The organism is Mesorhizobium sp. M0074 (genome assembly GCF_040322975.1).
GTDB lineage: Bacteria > Pseudomonadota > Alphaproteobacteria > Rhizobiales > Rhizobiaceae > Mesorhizobium.
The window spans coordinates 42,095-59,014 of the sequence record NZ_JAMYUM010000006.1 but is presented as its reverse complement, the minus strand read 5'-3'; the positions used below and the strand labels follow the sequence as shown (position 1 = coordinate 59,014).

20 protein-coding genes and 1 pseudogene are annotated in these 16,920 nt (G+C 62.9%); 15 read left to right on the top strand and 6 right to left on the bottom strand.

Going from position 1 to position 16,920, the window contains the following annotated elements:
- Window positions 1–5 precede the first annotated feature (5 nt).
- The 3 genes and pseudogenes from NKJ73_RS10230 to NKJ73_RS10220 all read left to right on the top strand — a co-directional run bounded on the left by NKJ73_RS10230 (window position 6) and on the right by NKJ73_RS10220 (window position 2,197).
- Window positions 6–992, top strand: coding sequence for a GNAT family N-acetyltransferase (locus tag NKJ73_RS10230; RefSeq protein WP_352569238.1), 987 nt, complete (start codon window positions 6–8; stop codon window positions 990–992).
- Window positions 989–1,753: pseudogene (locus NKJ73_RS10225) on the top strand (class I SAM-dependent methyltransferase); the annotation flags it as partial. The gene NKJ73_RS10230 and the pseudogene NKJ73_RS10225, both read left to right, overlap by 4 nt.
- 225 nt (window positions 1,754–1,978) lie before the next feature.
- Window positions 1,979–2,197 carry a hypothetical protein gene (locus tag NKJ73_RS10220; protein WP_023676213.1) on the top strand — a complete coding sequence of 73 codons (219 nt, stop codon included), beginning with the start codon at window positions 1,979–1,981 and terminating at the stop codon, window positions 2,195–2,197.
- Between the two features lie 188 nt (window positions 2,198–2,385).
- On the opposite strand, the gene NKJ73_RS10215 is transcribed toward NKJ73_RS10220, so the two are convergent.
- Both NKJ73_RS10215 and NKJ73_RS10210 read right to left on the bottom strand, forming a co-directional pair.
- Window positions 2,386–2,514 carry a hypothetical protein gene (locus NKJ73_RS10215; protein WP_352569237.1) on the bottom strand — a complete coding sequence of 43 codons (129 nt, stop codon included), beginning with the start codon at window positions 2,512–2,514 and terminating at the stop codon, window positions 2,386–2,388.
- A 50-nt stretch (window positions 2,515–2,564) separates the two neighbouring features.
- On the bottom strand, window positions 2,565–3,128 hold the full coding sequence (locus tag NKJ73_RS10210; RefSeq protein WP_023676143.1) for a sigma-70 family RNA polymerase sigma factor: 564 nt from the start codon (window positions 3,126–3,128) through the stop codon (window positions 2,565–2,567).
- A 312-nt stretch (window positions 3,129–3,440) separates the two neighbouring features.
- Between NKJ73_RS10210 and NKJ73_RS10205 the strand changes: the two genes are divergently transcribed.
- The 3 genes from NKJ73_RS10205 to NKJ73_RS10195 all read left to right on the top strand — a co-directional run bounded on the left by NKJ73_RS10205 (window position 3,441) and on the right by NKJ73_RS10195 (window position 4,433).
- On the top strand, window positions 3,441–3,644 hold the full coding sequence (locus NKJ73_RS10205) for a hypothetical protein (protein ID WP_023676144.1): 204 nt from the start codon (window positions 3,441–3,443) through the stop codon (window positions 3,642–3,644).
- A gap of 125 nt (window positions 3,645–3,769) precedes the next feature.
- The gene (locus NKJ73_RS10200) at window positions 3,770–4,063 is read left to right on the top strand and encodes a DUF982 domain-containing protein (RefSeq protein ID WP_023676145.1); all 294 of its coding nucleotides are present in this window, start codon (window positions 3,770–3,772) and stop codon (window positions 4,061–4,063) included.
- 70 nt (window positions 4,064–4,133) lie between these two features.
- Entirely contained in the window at window positions 4,134–4,433 is a 300-nt protein-coding gene (locus NKJ73_RS10195; protein WP_023676146.1) for a DUF982 domain-containing protein, read from the top strand.
- 29 nt (window positions 4,434–4,462) lie between these two features.
- Here NKJ73_RS10195 and NKJ73_RS10190 read toward each other — a convergent pair whose 3' ends face one another.
- Both NKJ73_RS10190 and NKJ73_RS10185 read right to left on the bottom strand, forming a co-directional pair.
- A complete protein-coding gene (locus NKJ73_RS10190; RefSeq protein ID WP_352569236.1) occupies window positions 4,463–4,960 on the bottom strand; it encodes a hypothetical protein in 498 nt (165 codons plus the stop codon).
- Between the two features lie 437 nt (window positions 4,961–5,397).
- Entirely contained in the window at window positions 5,398–6,228 is an 831-nt protein-coding gene (locus NKJ73_RS10185) for an SIR2 family NAD-dependent protein deacylase (protein ID WP_352796248.1), read from the bottom strand.
- Between the two features lie 329 nt (window positions 6,229–6,557).
- Between NKJ73_RS10185 and NKJ73_RS10180 the strand changes: the two genes are divergently transcribed.
- The 9 genes from NKJ73_RS10180 to NKJ73_RS10140 are packed head-to-tail and all read left to right on the top strand — an operon-like array spanning window position 6,558 to window position 15,093.
- Window positions 6,558–8,351, top strand: coding sequence for a methanol/ethanol family PQQ-dependent dehydrogenase (locus tag NKJ73_RS10180; protein ID WP_352569439.1), 1,794 nt, complete (start codon window positions 6,558–6,560; stop codon window positions 8,349–8,351).
- On the top strand, window positions 8,332–9,201 hold the full coding sequence (locus NKJ73_RS10175; RefSeq protein ID WP_352569234.1) for a substrate-binding domain-containing protein: 870 nt from the start codon (window positions 8,332–8,334) through the stop codon (window positions 9,199–9,201). Before NKJ73_RS10180 ends, NKJ73_RS10175 begins: the two co-directional genes overlap by 20 nt.
- Complete coding sequence (locus NKJ73_RS10170; protein ID WP_352569233.1) at window positions 9,198–9,731, top strand: c-type cytochrome; 534 nt, start codon at window positions 9,198–9,200, stop codon at window positions 9,729–9,731. Before NKJ73_RS10175 ends, NKJ73_RS10170 begins: the two co-directional genes overlap by 4 nt.
- Window positions 9,728–10,744 carry a cytochrome c oxidase subunit II gene (gene coxB, locus NKJ73_RS10165; RefSeq protein WP_352569232.1) on the top strand — a complete coding sequence of 339 codons (1,017 nt, stop codon included), beginning with the start codon at window positions 9,728–9,730 and terminating at the stop codon, window positions 10,742–10,744. The genes NKJ73_RS10170 and coxB overlap by 4 nt, the downstream gene beginning before the upstream one ends.
- Entirely contained in the window at window positions 10,741–12,717 is a 1,977-nt protein-coding gene (gene ctaD, locus NKJ73_RS10160; protein ID WP_352569231.1) for a cytochrome c oxidase subunit I, read from the top strand. Before coxB ends, ctaD begins: the two co-directional genes overlap by 4 nt.
- On the top strand, window positions 12,714–13,319 hold the full coding sequence (locus NKJ73_RS10155; protein ID WP_352569230.1) for a cytochrome c oxidase subunit 3: 606 nt from the start codon (window positions 12,714–12,716) through the stop codon (window positions 13,317–13,319). Before ctaD ends, NKJ73_RS10155 begins: the two co-directional genes overlap by 4 nt.
- 1 nt (window position 13,320) lies before the next feature.
- Window positions 13,321–13,662, top strand: coding sequence for a hypothetical protein (locus NKJ73_RS10150; protein ID WP_352569438.1), 342 nt, complete (start codon window positions 13,321–13,323; stop codon window positions 13,660–13,662).
- A complete protein-coding gene (locus NKJ73_RS10145; RefSeq protein WP_352569229.1) occupies window positions 13,659–14,543 on the top strand; it encodes a cytochrome c oxidase assembly protein in 885 nt (294 codons plus the stop codon). The genes NKJ73_RS10150 and NKJ73_RS10145 overlap by 4 nt, the downstream gene beginning before the upstream one ends.
- Window positions 14,524–15,093: a c-type cytochrome gene (locus NKJ73_RS10140; protein ID WP_023676158.1), complete on the top strand. Its 570-nt coding sequence runs from the start codon at window positions 14,524–14,526 to the stop codon at window positions 15,091–15,093. The genes NKJ73_RS10145 and NKJ73_RS10140 overlap by 20 nt, the downstream gene beginning before the upstream one ends.
- 39 nt (window positions 15,094–15,132) lie before the next feature.
- On the opposite strand, the gene NKJ73_RS10135 is transcribed toward NKJ73_RS10140, so the two are convergent.
- On the bottom strand, window positions 15,133–15,606 hold the full coding sequence (locus NKJ73_RS10135; RefSeq protein ID WP_352569228.1) for a DUF2269 family protein: 474 nt from the start codon (window positions 15,604–15,606) through the stop codon (window positions 15,133–15,135).
- A complete protein-coding gene (locus NKJ73_RS10130; RefSeq protein ID WP_352569227.1) occupies window positions 15,606–16,892 on the bottom strand; it encodes an SDR family oxidoreductase in 1,287 nt (428 codons plus the stop codon). Before NKJ73_RS10130 ends, NKJ73_RS10135 begins: the two co-directional genes overlap by 1 nt.
- Between the last annotated feature and the right edge of the window lie 28 nt (window positions 16,893–16,920).

Genomic DNA, 16,920 nt, shown 5'->3' with positions numbered 1-16,920 from the left:
GCGACATGCTCCGCAGTGAGACCATCGACGATCCGGCGGACCTCGAAGCCCTCGAGCCGCACTGGTGGGAACTCTGGTCGCGCAGTCCCTCGGCGACGCCGTTCCAGTCTCCCGCATGGTTGCTGCCATGGTGGCGGACATTTGCTCCCGGCGAGCTAGCGACGGTCGCCATCTGGCGTGGCGACGATCTGGTCGGCCTGGCGCCACTCTATCTGGAACGCCACGACGCCGGCGCGCGATTGCTTCCGCTCGGCATTTCGTTGAGCGACTATCTGGATGTCCTTTGTCTTCCCGAGATCGCCGAACCGGTCGGCGCAGTCATCGGTGGCGCCGTTCTTTCCGTCGGCTGGTCACAGTGGATCTTGCAGGATCTGCCTCCCGGCGGCGCCGGCCTTGCCATCAGGCATGCCGCGCTCGAATCGTGCCAAGCCGTCGGTCACGCCGCTTGCCCGGTGCTCGCCCTCGCCGGCGACCAGACGCTTGAAGGCTGTGTTCCGGCGCGGCGGAGGCGCCAATTGCGCCGCGCCCACAGGGCCGCGTCGAGACGCGGCAGTGTCTCCATCGAACCCGTGTCCGATCCGCAGACATTCCTCGACCACCTGATCCGCCTTCACCGCGCGCGCTGGGCCGGACACGGCGACGGCGTGCTGTCCGATTCCCGCGTGGAAGAATTCCACCGTCAGGCGCTGCCGCAAATGGCTGCCCAAGCGCTTGCCCGATGCTGGCTTATCACGATCGGTAACGCGATCGTGGGCGCCTATTACGGGTTCCATCATCGTGGCCGCGCTTGCGCTTATCTCGGTGGCTTCGATCCGGCCTATGCCGAGGAAAGTCCCGGCGCGCTGCTCATCGGCCAAGCGATAAGGCAGGCGATCTGCGAAGGCGCGGAAGAGTTCGATTTTCTGCGCGGGCAAGAGGCCTACAAGTACAGCTGGGGCGCCGTAGACCGGTGGACGATGCGCAAGATCTGGACGCGGAGCAAAGGGCGATGAGCGCGACGCAGCCAGGATCTCGGCGGTCGACATCAGCAAGGCGGGTGCTGGAGGACTGCATGGCAGACGGTGCCGGCGTCGAAGCCGTCATCGCCAGGCTGGCTCTCCGTTTCGAGACAGGAATCGAAGCCGCAGAACTGGCGAAGATTGCACAAAACACACATTCGGCCGATGCGCGAAAGACGGCAAAACTACGACGGATTGCCGACCTGCTTCAGCGCAGGCCCGAGATCTTCGCCACGCTGCGCAAAATAGGTGCTGCCGTTCGGCACGAGCGTGGCGAGGGCGAGACCGACGATGCGGTCGTCAAGCGGCTGGCGGCCGGGTTTGACGCGGCGGCGGCGATCTCCCCGGCGGCGAGCATCCAGCTGTCATCGCTGGGCAATGAGGAAAAGCTCTCTGCCGCTACGGCTGAGATCGTTGCATGGCTGGAGAGGCGAGGCTTTACCGGCACTGACCGCGACATACTGGATATCGGCTGTGGTATCGGTCGGTTCGAACAGGCGCTCTCCGCTCTGTCGCACCGGATCGTCGGCAGCGATATATCCCCAGCGATGATCTCGATCGCCCGCCGGCGATGCGCCGGGCTCGGCAATGTAGAATTCCGCCCTACGCGCGGTTTCGATCTTGCCGATTTTTGCGATGCCAGCTTCGACCGCGTGCTGGCCGTCGACAGCTTTCCCTATCTGGTGCTGGCCGGCCTTGCGGAGCGACATTTCGTGGAAATCGCGCGCGTGCTGAAGAGGCCGGGCATGGCCGCGCTTTTGAATTATTCATATCGCGGATCGCCGGCGCTGGATCGCGCCGATGTCCATAACTTCGCCAACGCAAATGGCATGCAAGTCCTCGTCGACGGCGAAAAGCCGTTCCGGCACTGGGACGGCGATGCCTTCCTGCTTACGATTTCCGGCGGAACATTGCGGCCCAACGATGGTTCGGATGCCGAACGGGAAAAGCCGCTATTCGACAGTATGAAGGAGGACAAGATGGCGTCCGGCAGCAAGAAGCACATCGGTCGCGGCAGTCACGGCAAAGGCGCTGGCGCTGGCGCGATGACCGATCTTCCCAAGGACAAGATCGGAGAGAACGCCGTTCTGTCCAACAGAGACAAGAAGCAGCACACCAAGGAGCGTGGGCTCGACGGCAATCGGGTCAAGTCCGAGCAGTACCAGGATCATTCAGCGGATCGGCGGCCTGAAGACTGATCGTTGCGGCAGCATGTGGCTTGCAGCCGGTGAGCAATTGAAAGGCGGCGAGAGCCCAACCGCTGACGAAGCTGTGCAAGGACCGATGCCGGTCGCATGGACGCCCTGCAAATTCTTGCAAACTCGCACTGTTGCCACCAGAGTGAGGTGAAGGAACCAACATTTGCCAAGAGAACGCGATGTCTCGCTCAAGGGAAGATTCCGGCAGCAGGCGTGCCGATCTGACGATAGATCGGGAAATCGCTTCCTTGCTTGCGGCCATCGAGCAGGAAAGGGTTCCTGACCGGCTGACCAAACTTGCGATCGAATTGCAGCATGCGCTTATCGAAAGGCGCTTGCGCGAAGCCAGTAACTAACGTGACGTGTATTAGCGGCGCCTCTCGGCTTCGAAGTCCAGTTGTCCTTCGGACAGATAGCTGCGCCTTTCCATCAGGGTTTGCGAGGAACTTTCGCCAAGGTATTCCAGCACGCCGGCGCGTGCCCTGTTGAGCCGGCTCTTCACGGTTCCCACCGCGCAACCGCATATTTCGGCCGTTTCCTCATAGCTGATGCCCAGAACGCCTATCAACATCAGAACCTCGCGCTGGTGCTCAGGAAGACTCTGGATGGCCTGGTGGACCTCCTTGCCCTGTACGGACCATTCCTGCGTCGCTTCCGAGATCGGCCGCAGCGAAGCGCAGTCGAGCAGGCCGGGCGCTTCCCTCACCGCGGCCCTGACACGCGTGTAGTAGGTGTTGCGCATGATCGTGAAGAGCCATGACTTCATGCGCGTTCCAGCTTCGAACTTGTCAATGTTGGCCAAGCCCTTGGTCAGCGTCTCCTGGACCAGGTCGTCGGCATCATCGGGAGTGCGGCAGAAGGTGCGGGCGAAAGCCCTCAAAGCGGGTATGAGGTCGACGATGGAAACTTCTTCGGTTTCGCGAGTCGCCAAGGCGTAGGCTGTAGGTGGCAATGGTCCAGCTCCCGTCCAGAATGAGTTCGTGAGCGCAGACCAGTTAAATGCATTGGGCGAAAGATCGTTCCGGCTGGCGAAAATCACCCGGATCGGGAACCGGAGCGGCTTGGCTGGGCAACCCAGCCGGCGGTGATATTTTTGACGGAACAACCACCGGTATCGCGGAGTTGGAATCCAGGCCGTCCGAAAATCCGGGGCGCCGCCATTGGCGTGTCGAAACGCGATTTTCGCAGCGAGCCTGGGCCGCCACCTTAAGGACAGTCCGCCACCTCAAAACAGGAGGAACCCATGACAGGAAACAAGCACGCCAAAGGCAAAACGCCGGCCGATAGCGACCTTGCCAACGATCCCGGCATCGGCAGTTCCAAGGGCACGATCAAGGAGGGCGACCGGCTCGATCAGGGCGACAACACGTTCGAAGGCGATGTCGAGAACGACACCACGCCTCAAGGCGGTATCAATCCCCGGCAAAAGATGCGGACCAACAAATGACGCCAGCATCGGCCGGCGCACGATCGAACAAACCCGCTGCAACCCGTGCAGCAATCCCGCGTTAAAGAGCATGGGCCTCGCGTCCGCCCAGCGTTGATGCGACAGGCTCTTTCGCGGAGACACAGATGACAAAAAAATCGTTTGGCCGCCCCGTTCCAATTCTCGTCGGCCTTGGTTTCCCTCGCCATGTCGAAAATATCTGGCAGGCCTATGACGTCTTGAACGAATGGCCGAGTCGCGGCCCGGCGCACAAGGCGGCGTTCGACGCCTGTCGCGCCGGGCTGGCTGACGAGGTCGATGCCGAGACCGTGCGCGCGGCGTTCGAAGCATTCGCCCGCAAGGCGGGCATTCTGGCGCACGATGTCGCCGCCGAAATACCAGCAGGCACCAATCCCACTGCGGTTCGCGACGTCGGCTAAAATGCCCAGCAGGCCATGTGACCCGCTGAGGCTAATTTATATCAAGGGTGGTTAAATCGGGAGGACCGCCATGCTGGAGATAAAGTTCGATGCTCCGGTTTGCATCTACTTCGGCAAACCGGGACGATCGCGAATGGTCAGCTCCGTTTTCGAGGCTTCTTACTGCCTCAAAAGCGAGAAATGGCCTGCCCGCAATGCCCCGTTGTCGCTGATGGCGGGAGATGCATTGGATGGCGCCCAGATCGGCCAGATTACGGCAGCGGAAGCCCGCGAAGCATTTATCGACGCGGCTTTGGAAGCGAAGATTCTTGTCGAAGGCGAGCCGCATGACACACATGCCCGGACAGCCTTCATGCCGGACGGCGGGTGAACCGGCAGGCTGCTTCCCCGCAGAGCCGTTTATCGCGAATGGCTGGCTTCCTCGGCCTTTTTCTCCTGCTGCTGTCTGAGGACCTCGTCGGTTCCGACCAGCTTCTTCGATCCGCCGGGGATCGCGGTGGAAACAACAGCCGGCGGGTCGCTTGCGGGGAAAGAATCCTCCAGACCCGCCTGCAGCTGGTCTTCCAGCGTCTGCGGCTCTTCCGAGCGGCCAGCGGTCCTTCGGGTGTCTACATTCTCCAGCGGCTGTGTCATGTCCGGTGAAGACCTGACTTCTCGAATCCAGCCATAGAGCTGTTCGATGGCAAATTCCTTCATTGTGTCGAAATCGGCCTTTTCGTCACGCGATGCCTCGATTTGGTCAACCATGGTCTTCTCGAACCGTTCGAGGCTCTCGCTTCCACACGCTCGGCAGAGACGCACCAGCGCCTCGCGCAGTATGAGCGGCGCAAAGTGCGCTGTCGCCTCGAGCCTGAGCTGCTGCAAACGCTCCGGAGTAGCGGCTTGGAACTTCGACATGTTCGACCTCTCGCCTTGTGGAGCATGTCAACGAAAATTGTCGGCGGATGTTCCATCGGTGGTGGCCGGTGCATCGCTTGATCCTCAGCGGTGCGCGCCACCACCGACTGCAATGCGGATACCGAGACCGACGACGAAGCAGCTGTGCCGGATGACCGTCCCGGCCGCCCGCTATGTAGAATCCATGCGGCTACTTCGGCCCGGATTCGCCAGATGCCTTGGTTCCATCGTTGGACCTGCCGGCATTTTGCATCATCTTGAGTGCTTCGTCCCTGGTCAGACCGCACCTGCGGGCAAAACAATCGATCTCATAGGCAACTCGGCCGACAGGTCGTGTTTGGCATGCATTTTTCGCTGGTGTTTGCGTGCGCCCATTCAGACTCGGTCCCGGATCAGCCGGTTCCCAGCGCCTGGCCAATCCGTTTCGGCAAGTTTTCTCACGCGCCGTCTGGCCGGCCCACCCTGTCCTCGAGTTCGTTAAGGAACGCGAGCAGCGCGTCCTCAGGATCGTCTGCCTCTTCGGTCAGCATATCGATGCCCCAGTGGCCGAGGACAGCCTCCTGGACGATGCTCGGCTGCGACATGAAGATGAAGGATTTCGGGCGATTCTTGTCATAGCCGGAGCGGCGCCAGGTCTGCCAAAGCCGGTGCAGCAGCAGACGGATGTTCATGTCGGACATGCTGTAGCCGATGAACAGGATGGTGCGCCCGAGCGCGTCGGCCCGAAATTTCACGTCGAGCGGCGAATCGAACGACAGCCGGTCGAAATAGTCGGTCTCCGCCAGGACCAAAGATTTATCGTCGTCGAAATCGCCGTGGAATTTGATGATCTGCGTCACCTCGCCAGTGGCCTTGGGCAAATCCTTCGCATTGGCCACTTTCACAAAGGGCCGGCTATGGATCTCGAAGGCAACTTCGAGATTTCGGTCGTAGTTTGTCGTGTAGATGATCGGAAAATCGAGCGACACGATGAGCTTGTGGATCGCCGAGCCCTGCACTTTCTCCCGCGAGACGCTCCATTCACGATCCATCCAGCTGCGCAAGGGGCCGAGGCTCCCCTGCTTCAGCCGGTAGTATTCGGCAAGCGCCTGATAGCTGGCCTCCGGCGCACCGATCGTATCCTCGTCCAGACCGAGTTCTTTTTGCATGTGTTCGATGAGCTTTTGCCAGGACGGCAAGCCGACGCTCATCGACACCCCGGCTCCAACGAACAAGATCGCTCGCCGCTCTTTTACCGATTGAGCCAGTTGCTCGACTGCAGACAGCATTCGACACAACTGCGAAAAGCGCCGCTCCGTTCCAGCCGAACCCGGACCACCGGGAATAGATTTACTTCCGACTTGAGTGCTAACATTCGGATCGGCTGTCCCGAGCGCCCGGCCGCCGACTTTGGCCAACCGAATCCGACATTTATTTCGTTGCATTTGGCACTTCTGCGCCGCTCACGCGTTGGAGAGTGTTCAACAAACACGGCGCAGCTGCAGCTAATGGAGCTCTGCGCCAATGTCGGCAAACTCGACAGCCAATGAGGCAAGCGCGACTGGTGGCGGCGAAAAATAGGGTGCCTGGCAAAAGGGGAAAGAGGCCATTGGCTGCGATGCTGGGATGGACGCTGCTGGCAGGCTTCGCGCTGACTACCGCGGCGGTTGCTCAGTCAACGTCAAGCTTTGCGATAAATCCGCCTGCCGCAGCTGCTCCGCCCGACGACGGCCAATGGGCGATGCCGGCAAAGAACTACGCCTCGACCCGCTACAGCGAACTTGCGGAGATCACCGAAGACAACGTCAAAAACCTGCAAGTGGCCTTCACCTTCTCGACCGGCGTCAACAAGGGTCAGGAGGCTGCGCCCCTGGTCGTCGGCAACACGATGTACATCGTGACGCCCTTCCCCAACATCCTCTATGCGCTTGACCTTACCAAGCCCGGCGCGCCGATGAAGTGGAAATTCGAGCCCAACCCCGAGCCCGCCGCGCAGGGAGTTGCCTGTTGCGACGTGGTCAACCGCGGTGCAGCCTTCTTCGAAGGGCGCATCTATTTCAACACGCTCGATGGCCATGCCATCGCCGTCGATGCGGCCACCGGCAAACCGGTCTGGAACACCCATATCGGCAACATCAATATCGGCGAGACCATCACCATGGCGCCGCTGGTGGTGAAGGGCAAAGTGCTGGTCGGCAATTCCGGCGGCGAAATGGGCGTACGCGGCTGGATCAAGGCGCTCGACGCCGGCGACGGGCATGTCGTCTGGACGGCCTACAATACCGGCCCTGACGCCGAGGTGCTGATCGGCCCCGATTTCAAGCCGCATTACGACATGGACAAGGGCAAGGATCTCGGCGTGACGTCGTGGCCGCCCGACGCCTGGAAGATCGGCGGCGGCAATGTGTGGGGCTGGATCTCCTATGACCCGGACCTAAACCTGATCTTCCATGGCACCGGAAATCCCGGTCCGTGGAATCCGGATCTGCGGCCCGGCGACAACAAATGGACCGCCGGAATCTTTGCCCGCGATCCCGACACCGGCGCAGCCAAATGGTTCTATCAATGGACCCCGCACGATTTGCACGACTACGACGGCATCAACGAACAGGTGCTGCTCGACATGACCTGGCAGGGCAAGCCCCGCAAGGTGCTGGTCCGACCGGAACGCAACGGCTACGTCTATCTGTTGGATCGCACCACAGGCGAGGTCCTGTCGGCAGTCCCGTTCGGGCCAGTCAATTCCAGCACGGGCGTCGACCTCAAGACCGGCCGGCTGATTGTAAATCCGGACAAGAAGACCGGCACCGGCAAGGTCGTGCGCGACATCTGCCCGACCGCGTCCGGCCTCAAGGACTGGCAGCCTTCGGCGTTCTCGCCCAAGACCGGCCTGCTCTACATCCCGCACAACAATCTCTGCATGGACGAAGAGGGCGTCGAGGTAAATTACATCGCCGGCACGCCCTATGTCGGCATGAACGTGCGCATGATCCCCGGACCAGGCGGCGATCGCGGTGCTTTTACCGCCTGGGATGTCGCCGCCGCCAAGCCGGCGTGGAGCCTGAAGGAGAACTTTCCGGTGTGGAGCGGCGCCGTCGCCACCGCCGGCAACGTCGTGTTCTATGGCACTATGGAAGGCTGGTTCAAGGCGGTCAGCGCCAGGACCGGCGAACTGCTGTGGCAGTTCAAGACGTCGTCCGGCATCATCGGCCAGCCGATCACCTATCGCGGCCCGGACGGGCACCAATATGTCGCGATTCTTTCGGGCGTCGGCGGCTGGGCCGGCGCGATCGTATCCAGCGATCTCGATCCGCGCGACGCCACCGCCGCGCTCGGCTTCGTCAACGTCATGAAGGATCTGAAGGATGTAACCACGCCGGGAGGTACGCTGTATGTGTTCCGGCTCCCTTGAGACGACCGGCCGAGTTGCGCGCGCACGGAGAAAATCTTCCCGGCGGTTTGGCGCCGCGGTCGGCGCACTGGCGCTCTCGCTCGTCGCCGCCGTTGCCGATGCGCGCGAATTGAGGATCTGCGCCGATCCCAACAACATGCCGTTCTCCAATGCCGCCAGGCAGGGCTTTGAAAACAAGATCGCCGAACTCGTCGCGACGGAGCTTGGCGCAACGGTTTCCTACACATGGTGGGCACAGCGCCGTGGCTTCGTCCGCAACACGCTGAAGGCCGGCCTGTGCGATCTTGTGCCCGGCACGCCCGCCAATCTCGAGATGCTGCGCACCACCGCGCCCTACTACCGGTCTTCCTATGTCTTCGTGACACGCAGGGATGCGCCGGAAATCGCGTCCTTCAACGATCCTCGCCTGCGCGATCTGCACATCGGCGTCCAGCTGATCGGCGACGACGGCGCCAACTCGCCACCCGTCCTGGCGCTTGGCAGTCGCGGCATCGTCGGCCATCTCGTCGGTTTCCCCGTCTATGGCGACTATTCGGCGCCGAACCCGCCAGCGCGCATCATTGAGGCGGTCGCGAATGGCGACATCGATATGGCCGTCGTCTGGGGGCCGTTGGCCGGCTACTTCGGTGCCAGGCAAAAAGTACCGTTGCGGATTACGCCGGTTGCGCCGCGCATGGACGGTCCGCTGCTGCCGATGATCTACGACATCTCGATGGGCGTGCGCCACGACGACGATGCGCTGCGCAGCGAGGTAGACGCAGCGCTCGCCAAACACCGCGCCGAGATCGATGCAACCCTGGCGGCATATGACGTGCCTCGCCTCGACGTCGCCGGGGCGGCAGCGCGATGAACCGCGGCCTTCCATGCGTGCTGTCGGCGATGCTCGTTCTTGCCGCTTGCCAGCGTGAGGAACGCGACACGCGTCCACAGTCGGCGCTCGGCTCGGGCGATCAACCGGCAGCCGTCACGGCCCTCGAGCCGGGCGGCCAGCGGCCAACCTCGTCCAACAACAAGGCCGGAGTGTTCGAGGCCAACGCCTTCCACCTCAGCGAGGGCAAGCGTCTGTTCAACTGGTTCAACTGTTCCGGCTGCCATGCCAACGGCGGTGGCGGCATGGGCCCGGCGCTCATGGACCAGAAGTGGCTCTATGGCAGCTCGATCGAAAGCATCCACGCCACGATCGGGGACGGTCGGCCAAACGGCATGCCGAGCTTCCGCGACAAGATCCCGGACGACCAGATCTGGGAGCTTGCTGCCTTCGTCCGGGCACTGAGCGGCAACGCACCGTCCTCCGCCGCGCCGGGCCGCGACGACGACATGATGCCCCATCCATCCGAGAATCGCCTGCCGGACGCCGCGACGCTGGGGAAGTCGCCGTGAGCCGCGGTGTCTGGACGGTGTGCGGGTGCACGGCCTGCATCCTGCTCCTTGCAGGATGCAGCGGCTGGCAATCCGCGCTCGACCCAAAGGGCCCGGCCGCGGGCGAACTCGCATGGCTGATCTGGTTGTTCACCGCGCTGTGCACGGTGGTCTGGCTTCTGGTGATGGCCGTGCTGATCGTGCCATTGGCCCGGCGCGCGGCGCCGCTCGGCGACCCGCTTGTCCTCGACGCTGCGGCCGAGCGCAGCAAGATGCGAATTGTCGTCGCCGCACTCGCCGCTACCGCCCTGATCCTGGTCGGCCTGACGCTGCTGAGCTACTTCGCTAACGGGACGCTCGCCGCCATCGGCTCGGATGCGGCGCTGACGATCCGGGTGACCGGGCATCAATGGTGGTGGGAGGTGCGCTACGAAAACGACCAGCCGAACCGCATCCTGACGACCGCCAATGAAATCCACATCCCGGCGGGCGAGCCGGTGCGGCTTGTGGTGACCTCGACCGACGTTATCCATTCCTTCTGGGTGCCGAACCTCTCGGGCAAGTTGGACGTCATTCCAGGCCACGAGAACGTTCTCGATCTGAAGGCGGACAAGCCCGGCGTCTATCGCGGGCAATGCGCCGAGTTCTGCGGCGCGCAGCATGCCAATATGAGCACCTTCATCATCGCCGAACCTCGGCCCGTCTTCGATGCCTGGCTGAACGATCAGCTGCGGCCGGCAGCCGCCCCCGTGTCGGCCGAGGCCAAAACCGGCCACGACCTGTTCCTCAAACGGCCATGCGTGATGTGCCACAAGATCGGCGGCACCATCGCCGGCGGCACGGTCGCCCCAAACCTCACCCATATCGCAAGCCGGCAAACGCTCGCTGCCGGCACGCTGACAATGAGCCGCGGCAATCTCGCAGCCTGGATAGCCAATCCGCAGGGGATCAAGCCAGGCGCCCACATGCCGGTGGTGCGACTGGACGGGGACGAACTGAATGCGATCGTCGCCTATCTCGAGGGCCTGAAATGAGCAGCGCCGACGTGGCCCGTGAGCGTCGGCTCGCCGGCGAGCGAGCAGCGGCCGGCAAAGGAGACCTGGCCCCCGAGCGCGACGGTCCTCGCGATACCAGCCTCGACGACTCCAGCCTTGACCGCTGGCTGGCGCGGACATGGCAGACGGCGCCGGGCATCATCGGTGCGCTCTCGAGCGTCGACCACAAGATTGTCGCGCGGCGCTACCTGATCACCGCTTTCGCCTTCCTGTGCCTCGGTGGCCTCAGCGCCGTTGCCATGCGCATCCAACTGTCGGGGCCGGAGCGCGGGCTGATCGGGCCCGACCGCTACAACCAGCTGTTCACCATGCATGGCGTGACCATGATGTTCCTGTTTGCGGTGCCGATCGTCCAGGCGACCGGCATCTACCTCGTGCCGCTGATGGTCGGCACCCGCAACATCGCCTTTCCGCGCCTCAATGCATTCAGCTTCTGGATTTATCTCTCCGGTGGCCTCTTCGCCTGGGTCTCGTTTGCACTCGACATGGCGCCCGACGTCGGCTGGTTCTCCTACGTGCCGCTGTCCGGTCCTGAATTCGGGCCAGGCAAGCGTTCCGACGTGTGGGCGCAGATGATCACCTATACCGAAGTGTCATCGTTGGCGGTCGCGGTTGCCACCATCGTCACCGTGCTGAAGCAGCGTGCGCCGGGCATGTCGCTGGACAAGATTCCGCTCTATGTCTGGGCGATGCTGGTCACCTCCTTCGTCATCGTGTTCGCGATGCCGGCGGTCATGATCACGTCGACGTTCCTGATCCTCGACCGCCTGGTCGGCACCCATATCTTCAATCCCGCCGAGGGCGGCGACGTATTGCTGTTCCAGCACCTGTTCTGGTTCTTCGGCCACCCCGAAGTCTACATCATATTCCTGCCGGCTACCGGCATGGTGTCCTCGATCATCGCCGCTTTCGCCCGGCGTCCGGTTTTCGGCTATCTGGGCATGGTACTGGCCTTGATCGCGGTCGGCTTTCTGTCGTTCGGCCTGTGGGTTCACCACATGTTCGCAACCGGTCTGCCCAAGCTCGGCGCGAGCTTCTTCACCGCCTCGAGCATGCTGATCGCCATCCCGAACGGGCTGCAGATCTTCTGCTGGCTGGCGACATTGTGGGACGGACGCCCGATAATCAGAACGCCGCTGCTGTTCGTGTTCGGCTTCTTCTTCACGTTCGTCGCGGGCGGCCTGACTGGGGTGATGCTGGCGTCGGTGCCATTGGACCTGCAAGTGCACGACACCTATTTCGTGGTCGCGCATTTCCATTACGTGCTGATCGGCGGGTCGGTGTTCCCGCTGCTCGGCGCGACCTATTTCTGGTTCCCCAAGATCACCGGCCGGATGATGAGCGAACGTCTCGGACGCTGGCACTTCTGGCTTGCCTTCCTAGGCTTCAATGCGGCGTTCTTTCCGATGCACATTGTCGGCCTGTGGGGCATGCCGCGGCGGGTCTACACCTATCCGGTGGAACTCGGCTGGGGCAACATCAACCTGTTCATCACAGCCGGCGCGGTCATCCTGTTCCTAAGCTTCGTTCTGTTCACTATAAACCTGGTGTACAGCGCCTCGAGGGGCGCCCCGGCCGGGGACAATCCCTGGAATGCCGGCACGCTGGAATGGGCGACGAGATCTCCACCGCCGAGCTATAATTTCGCTCGGATCCCGGTGGTTACCCACGCCGAGCCGCTCTGGGCCGAACGTGACACGCTGCCTGTCGCGACCGGGCTTCGCGTCGACGCGCGCGAACTTGTCATTTCGACCGTGGCAGAGGCGCATCCAGATGTGCGCGAGAAATCGGCGACGCCGTCGATCTGGCCATTGTTCGCCGCGCTCACCGTCGGCGCCACCTTTCTCTATTCGATCTTCAGCCCGTGGGCGGTGGTCTGGGGAGCCGGACCGATCGCCATCACTTTGATCGCTTGGTTCTGGCCGAAAGGCGATCCGGAGGATGAGGAATGAAACAGCGTCCTGCCGCCGATCTTTCCAAACTCCCGACCTTCGGGATCGGACCGCGCAGCCCGACCTGGTGGGGCACTCTCGCCTTCATGGCGCTGGAAGGCACCGGCTTCGCGCTCGCCGCAGGCACCTATCTTTACCTCGCCTATCTGTCGCCCAAATGGCCATTGGGCGTGCCGCCGCCCAACCATTGGCCGGGCACCATCGTCACGCTGTTGCTGCTCGCCAGCGTGGTGCCCAATCACATACTGAACCGCTACGCCGAAGCCTGTGCCATGGTGCCCGTGCGCATCGGCCTGATCGTCATGTCGCTGCTCGGTATCGCACCGCTTGTCGTGCGGTGGTTCGAATTTCCGGCCCTCAACATTTATTGGGATACCAATGCGTACGGCTCGATGCTGTGGGTCCTGCTCGGCCTTCACACAACGCACCTGATTACCGACGTCGGCGACACGCTGGTGCTGACGGTCCTGATGTTAACGCGCCATGGCTATAGCGGCCGGCGTTTCGGGGACGTTGGCGACAACGTCTTCTACTGGGATTTCGTGGTCGCGACCTGGATCCCAATCTATCTGTTGATCTACTGGATGCCGAGGCTTGACTGAGATGCGTGCGCTTCGCTTGGGCACATCATGGGGCGGGCTGTTGTCCGGGCCTTTGGCTTGGGCGGTGTCGACGCAGCTGAATTATGCGTTCGTGGAGTGGCAGTGCGCCCACGGTATTCCCGTCATACCGGTCATTGCGCTGGTGCTGACAGTGCTGGCGTTGCTCGGCGGCGGGCTTTCGTGGCGGGCGCGACAGCAAGGTGGCGCCGCCTTTAAACCGGATCGTACGCGCGGCACCGAGCATTTCGTCGCCAAGATCGGCATTCTCAGCGCGGTGCTGTTTGCGCTGGTAATCGTCATGCAAGGCGCGGCTTCGCTCATTGTTGACGGCTGCCTACGATGAGCTTCGACGCGCTCTTCTCGACCTCGATCTGCTACGGTGCCGGCGCCCCGCAGGCCGGCTGGACGCTGGCGTTGCCGATCACGCTGCCGCTAACCATGGTCGCACTGCTTTACGCGGCAGGCGCCTTTCGGCTGTGGCGGCGGAGTGCCCGCAGCCGCCCGTTGCGGTTGCGGCAAGCCCTGCTGTTTGCGACCGGCTGGGCCATTTTGGCGGCAGCACTGGTCAGTCCGCTCCATGCATTGGGTGAGCGCGTTTTCACCGCCCACATGATCGAGCACGAGCTGTTGATGGCGGTGGCGGCACCCCTGCTGGTCGCCTCCCGTCCGGCGGCGGCGATGATGTGGGCATTGCCGACCAAGCTGCGGCTGGCATTTGGCGCAGCCGGGCAGGCGAAGGTGCTTCGAACCGTTTGGGCCGCCGTCAGCCGCCCTCTAGCCGCGACCTTCCTGCACGGCGTCGCGATTTGGGCGTGGCACGTTCCGGCGCTGTTCGAGGCGGCGCTTGCACAGGGTATCCTGCATTATGCGCAACATGCCAGCTTCTTTGGTACGGGGCTGCTGTTCTGGTGGGTGCTGCTGCCGCGTTCAGGCCGCGAACAAGCCTACGGCAGCGCAGTCATGCACCTCTTTTTCACCTCGCTGCACACCGGCCTGCTCGGGGTGCTGCTGCTGGTCTCGCCAAGGCTGTGGTACCCGGTAAACGCAGCCGGCGCGGAATTGTGGAGCCTTAGCCCGCTCGAGGACCAGCAGCTCGCCGGCTTGGTGATGTGGGTTCCGGCCGGCCTGATTTATGGCGGAGCCGCGTTGCTGCTGGCCGGTCTGTGGATTCGCTCAAGTGGACAGAGAAGATGGGAGGCGTCGCATGCGCTCCAGGCTGTCTAAGCTGGTCATTGGTGCCGGGACGGCAATTGCCGTGCTGGCCGCAGCTTGGGCGGCGCTGACGTTGTGGCCGGAGCGGCTCGTCAGGGTCGCGCATAAGACGGACAATGCCCCTGGCAGCATCGGCGTGCGCGCAACATCGCGCTTCACTCCGTCCGGACCCATCCTCGGCGCCGCGGCAATTGTCGTGCTTGTTGCAGCCCTGGCCGGGATCGCGTTGTACTTCGAGCAAAGCCGTCGAGTGGAGCAGAAGGCCGACAATGCAACCGGCGGTGTTGGCGCCCGCGCCATACCAATCATCATGGCCAATGGCTGTGCCGGATGCCACACGATCACCGGCGTGCCCGGCGCGCAGGGACTGGTCGGTCCACGCCTCGACGCCAGCTTGGCCACCCGGGTCTATATCGGCGGCGTATTGTCCAACAACCCGCGAAACATGGTCCGTTGGATACGCGCCGCAAGAGAGATCAATCCGCACACGGCAATGCCTTCGACCAGAATTTCCGAGCAGGAGGCGCGGGATATCGCGGCCTATCTCTATTCGCTGAAATGAAAGTCATCGCTCATCCCGGCAGCTGCACGCGGCCTGTCTTCACCAGTCGATCGCAGGCCGAGTGATCATCAGCCAGAAAATCCCGAGTACCGCAGCGAAGGCGGGGAAGCCGAAGGCGAACCACAGCCAGAAGAGCCGATGATAGCGCGGCGGCAACGGCGCGCTATCAGCGGCGGCTTGCGATGCCAGCTTGCGCAACTCCATTTGCATCCAGACGACCGGGAGCCAGAACATTCCGGTGAAGATATAGAGCGCGATCGAAAGTACGATCCAGCCCTCCGACAGCGAGTAGCCTGCCTGCCAGGCGAGCGCGGCTCCGGTCAAAGGCTGCGCGACCACGGCCGTCGCGGTGAAAAGGAAGTCGGCGACGACGACGATACGCGCCACCGCCGCAACCGTCGTGGCATTGCCGGTCCTGTGGGCGAGCAGCATGAAGAAAGCGATACCGGCGCCGGTACCAAGCAGCACGGATGCGCCGATGACATGCAGAAATTTCAGCAGGAAATAGAGCATCAACGCTCCTCCAGCACTGCCAAGGCCACAAAGTGCAGCACCAGGATCGGCAACACCTTGAGGAACGGCCCAAGCGGGTCGTTCCACAGATCGGGGCTCAGGAAGCTTCCGACGACCAGGTAGAAGAGCGAGAGCGCGATGCCGCCATAGAGGCCTTTTCGCGTCGCTGGCCGCCAGGCTAGGAGCGCGCCGACGGCGATGTCGGCAAGGGCACCGGCTATCACGGTCGGCGCCGACAAGATGCCAGCCCCCGTGCTTTGCATCAGCTCGATGCCACCGTTATAGCCGGTGGTCAACGACACAATACCCGTCACGATCCAGAAGAAGGGCAGGACGACGAAGATCGCAGGCTTGATGAAATACAGCCGGGCAAACCATTTTTCCTGCACCGTTGCCGGATTGAGCGCGAGGAAGCCCGCCAGGGTTTGCGGGCGTATGCCGGTCGCTGCGGTCCAGTCCGAGGGATCTCCAACCGCTCCTCGGGCGATCTCTCTGGCCGCGTTGGTGCGCATCGGTGGACGCCAGCCGAACATCGCGGCAAGGTCGCCGAGGCGGTAGAGAAGCCTTGCAACAGCCGCCGGCAAGACAAACCTGGCTGCAGAAGCCCAGCCGAGCCATCGGCGATAGCTGCCGACGACCTCGTCCATGCTCAGCTGTTCGGGACCGACAAGTTCCAACACGACGCGAGACGGACTGTCGGGATCGAGAAGGAAGACGACTGTTGAGACCACATCGTCGAGTAGTACCACCTGGAGCCGGCCGGTGCCGGGCATGGACGGCAGCACCGGCAGCGAGGCGAGACCCCTAAACAATGCGCTGGCCCCAAACACCGGCCGGCCGAGCACCACGGACGGGCGCAGGATCACCCAATCCAGATCAAGCGCCATAAGCGCTTGGTCGCCGGCCAGTTTCGTCGCCGAGAATGCCGAAGGCTGCGCCCGATCGACGCCTATCGCCGAGAAGTGGATTACCCGGGCAACCCCTGCCCGCGCACAGGCGAGGAAGAGTGCTGCCGCCGCATCGCGATGGACTTCGCGCGTCTTTTCGCGAGGGCTGTCCTGCAGGACGCCGGCACAATTCACGACGGCGTCGACACCCCTGAGATGCGGTAGCCAGTCTTCGGGCTGCAGCGCCACCGCCATGTCCAGCACCAGCAACTGATAATTGCCGGCCCGGTTTGCGCCGGGGTTGCGGACCAATCCGATCACCTCATGCCCTTCGGAAAGAAGGCGTGCGACGACCGAGGCACCGATCAGGCCGGTGGCGCCGGTAACCAGGACTTTCACTGGACCCCATTCTCCGACGGCGGGAAAG

Coding starts and splice junctions, on each gene's coding strand:
- NKJ73_RS10155 (WP_352569230.1), top strand. CDS start 12,714: ATGAAACAGCGTCCTGCCGCCGATCTTTCCAAACTCCCGACCTTCGGG.
- NKJ73_RS10180 (WP_352569439.1), top strand. CDS start 6,558: ATGCTGGGATGGACGCTGCTGGCAGGCTTCGCGCTGACTACCGCGGCG.
- NKJ73_RS10135 (WP_352569228.1), bottom strand. CDS start 15,606: ATGCTCTATTTCCTGCTGAAATTTCTGCATGTCATCGGCGCATCCGTG.
- NKJ73_RS10150 (WP_352569438.1), top strand. CDS start 13,321: ATGCGTGCGCTTCGCTTGGGCACATCATGGGGCGGGCTGTTGTCCGGG.
- NKJ73_RS10145 (WP_352569229.1), top strand. CDS start 13,659: ATGAGCTTCGACGCGCTCTTCTCGACCTCGATCTGCTACGGTGCCGGC.
- NKJ73_RS10195 (WP_023676146.1), top strand. CDS start 4,134: ATGCTGGAGATAAAGTTCGATGCTCCGGTTTGCATCTACTTCGGCAAA.
- ctaD (WP_352569231.1), top strand. CDS start 10,741: ATGAGCAGCGCCGACGTGGCCCGTGAGCGTCGGCTCGCCGGCGAGCGA.
- NKJ73_RS10230 (WP_352569238.1), top strand. CDS start 6: ATGCTCCGCAGTGAGACCATCGACGATCCGGCGGACCTCGAAGCCCTC.
- NKJ73_RS10175 (WP_352569234.1), top strand. CDS start 8,332: ATGTGTTCCGGCTCCCTTGAGACGACCGGCCGAGTTGCGCGCGCACGG.
- NKJ73_RS10215 (WP_352569237.1), bottom strand. CDS start 2,514: ATGCTGCAATTCGATCGCAAGTTTGGTCAGCCGGTCAGGAACCCTTTC.
- NKJ73_RS10140 (WP_023676158.1), top strand. CDS start 14,524: ATGCGCTCCAGGCTGTCTAAGCTGGTCATTGGTGCCGGGACGGCAATT.
- NKJ73_RS10185 (WP_352796248.1), bottom strand. CDS start 6,228: ATGCTGTCTGCAGTCGAGCAACTGGCTCAATCGGTAAAAGAGCGGCGA.
- NKJ73_RS10190 (WP_352569236.1), bottom strand. CDS start 4,960: ATGTCGAAGTTCCAAGCCGCTACTCCGGAGCGTTTGCAGCAGCTCAGG.
- NKJ73_RS10220 (WP_023676213.1), top strand. CDS start 1,979: ATGGCGTCCGGCAGCAAGAAGCACATCGGTCGCGGCAGTCACGGCAAA.
- NKJ73_RS10170 (WP_352569233.1), top strand. CDS start 9,198: ATGAACCGCGGCCTTCCATGCGTGCTGTCGGCGATGCTCGTTCTTGCC.
- NKJ73_RS10200 (WP_023676145.1), top strand. CDS start 3,770: ATGACAAAAAAATCGTTTGGCCGCCCCGTTCCAATTCTCGTCGGCCTT.
- NKJ73_RS10205 (WP_023676144.1), top strand. CDS start 3,441: ATGACAGGAAACAAGCACGCCAAAGGCAAAACGCCGGCCGATAGCGAC.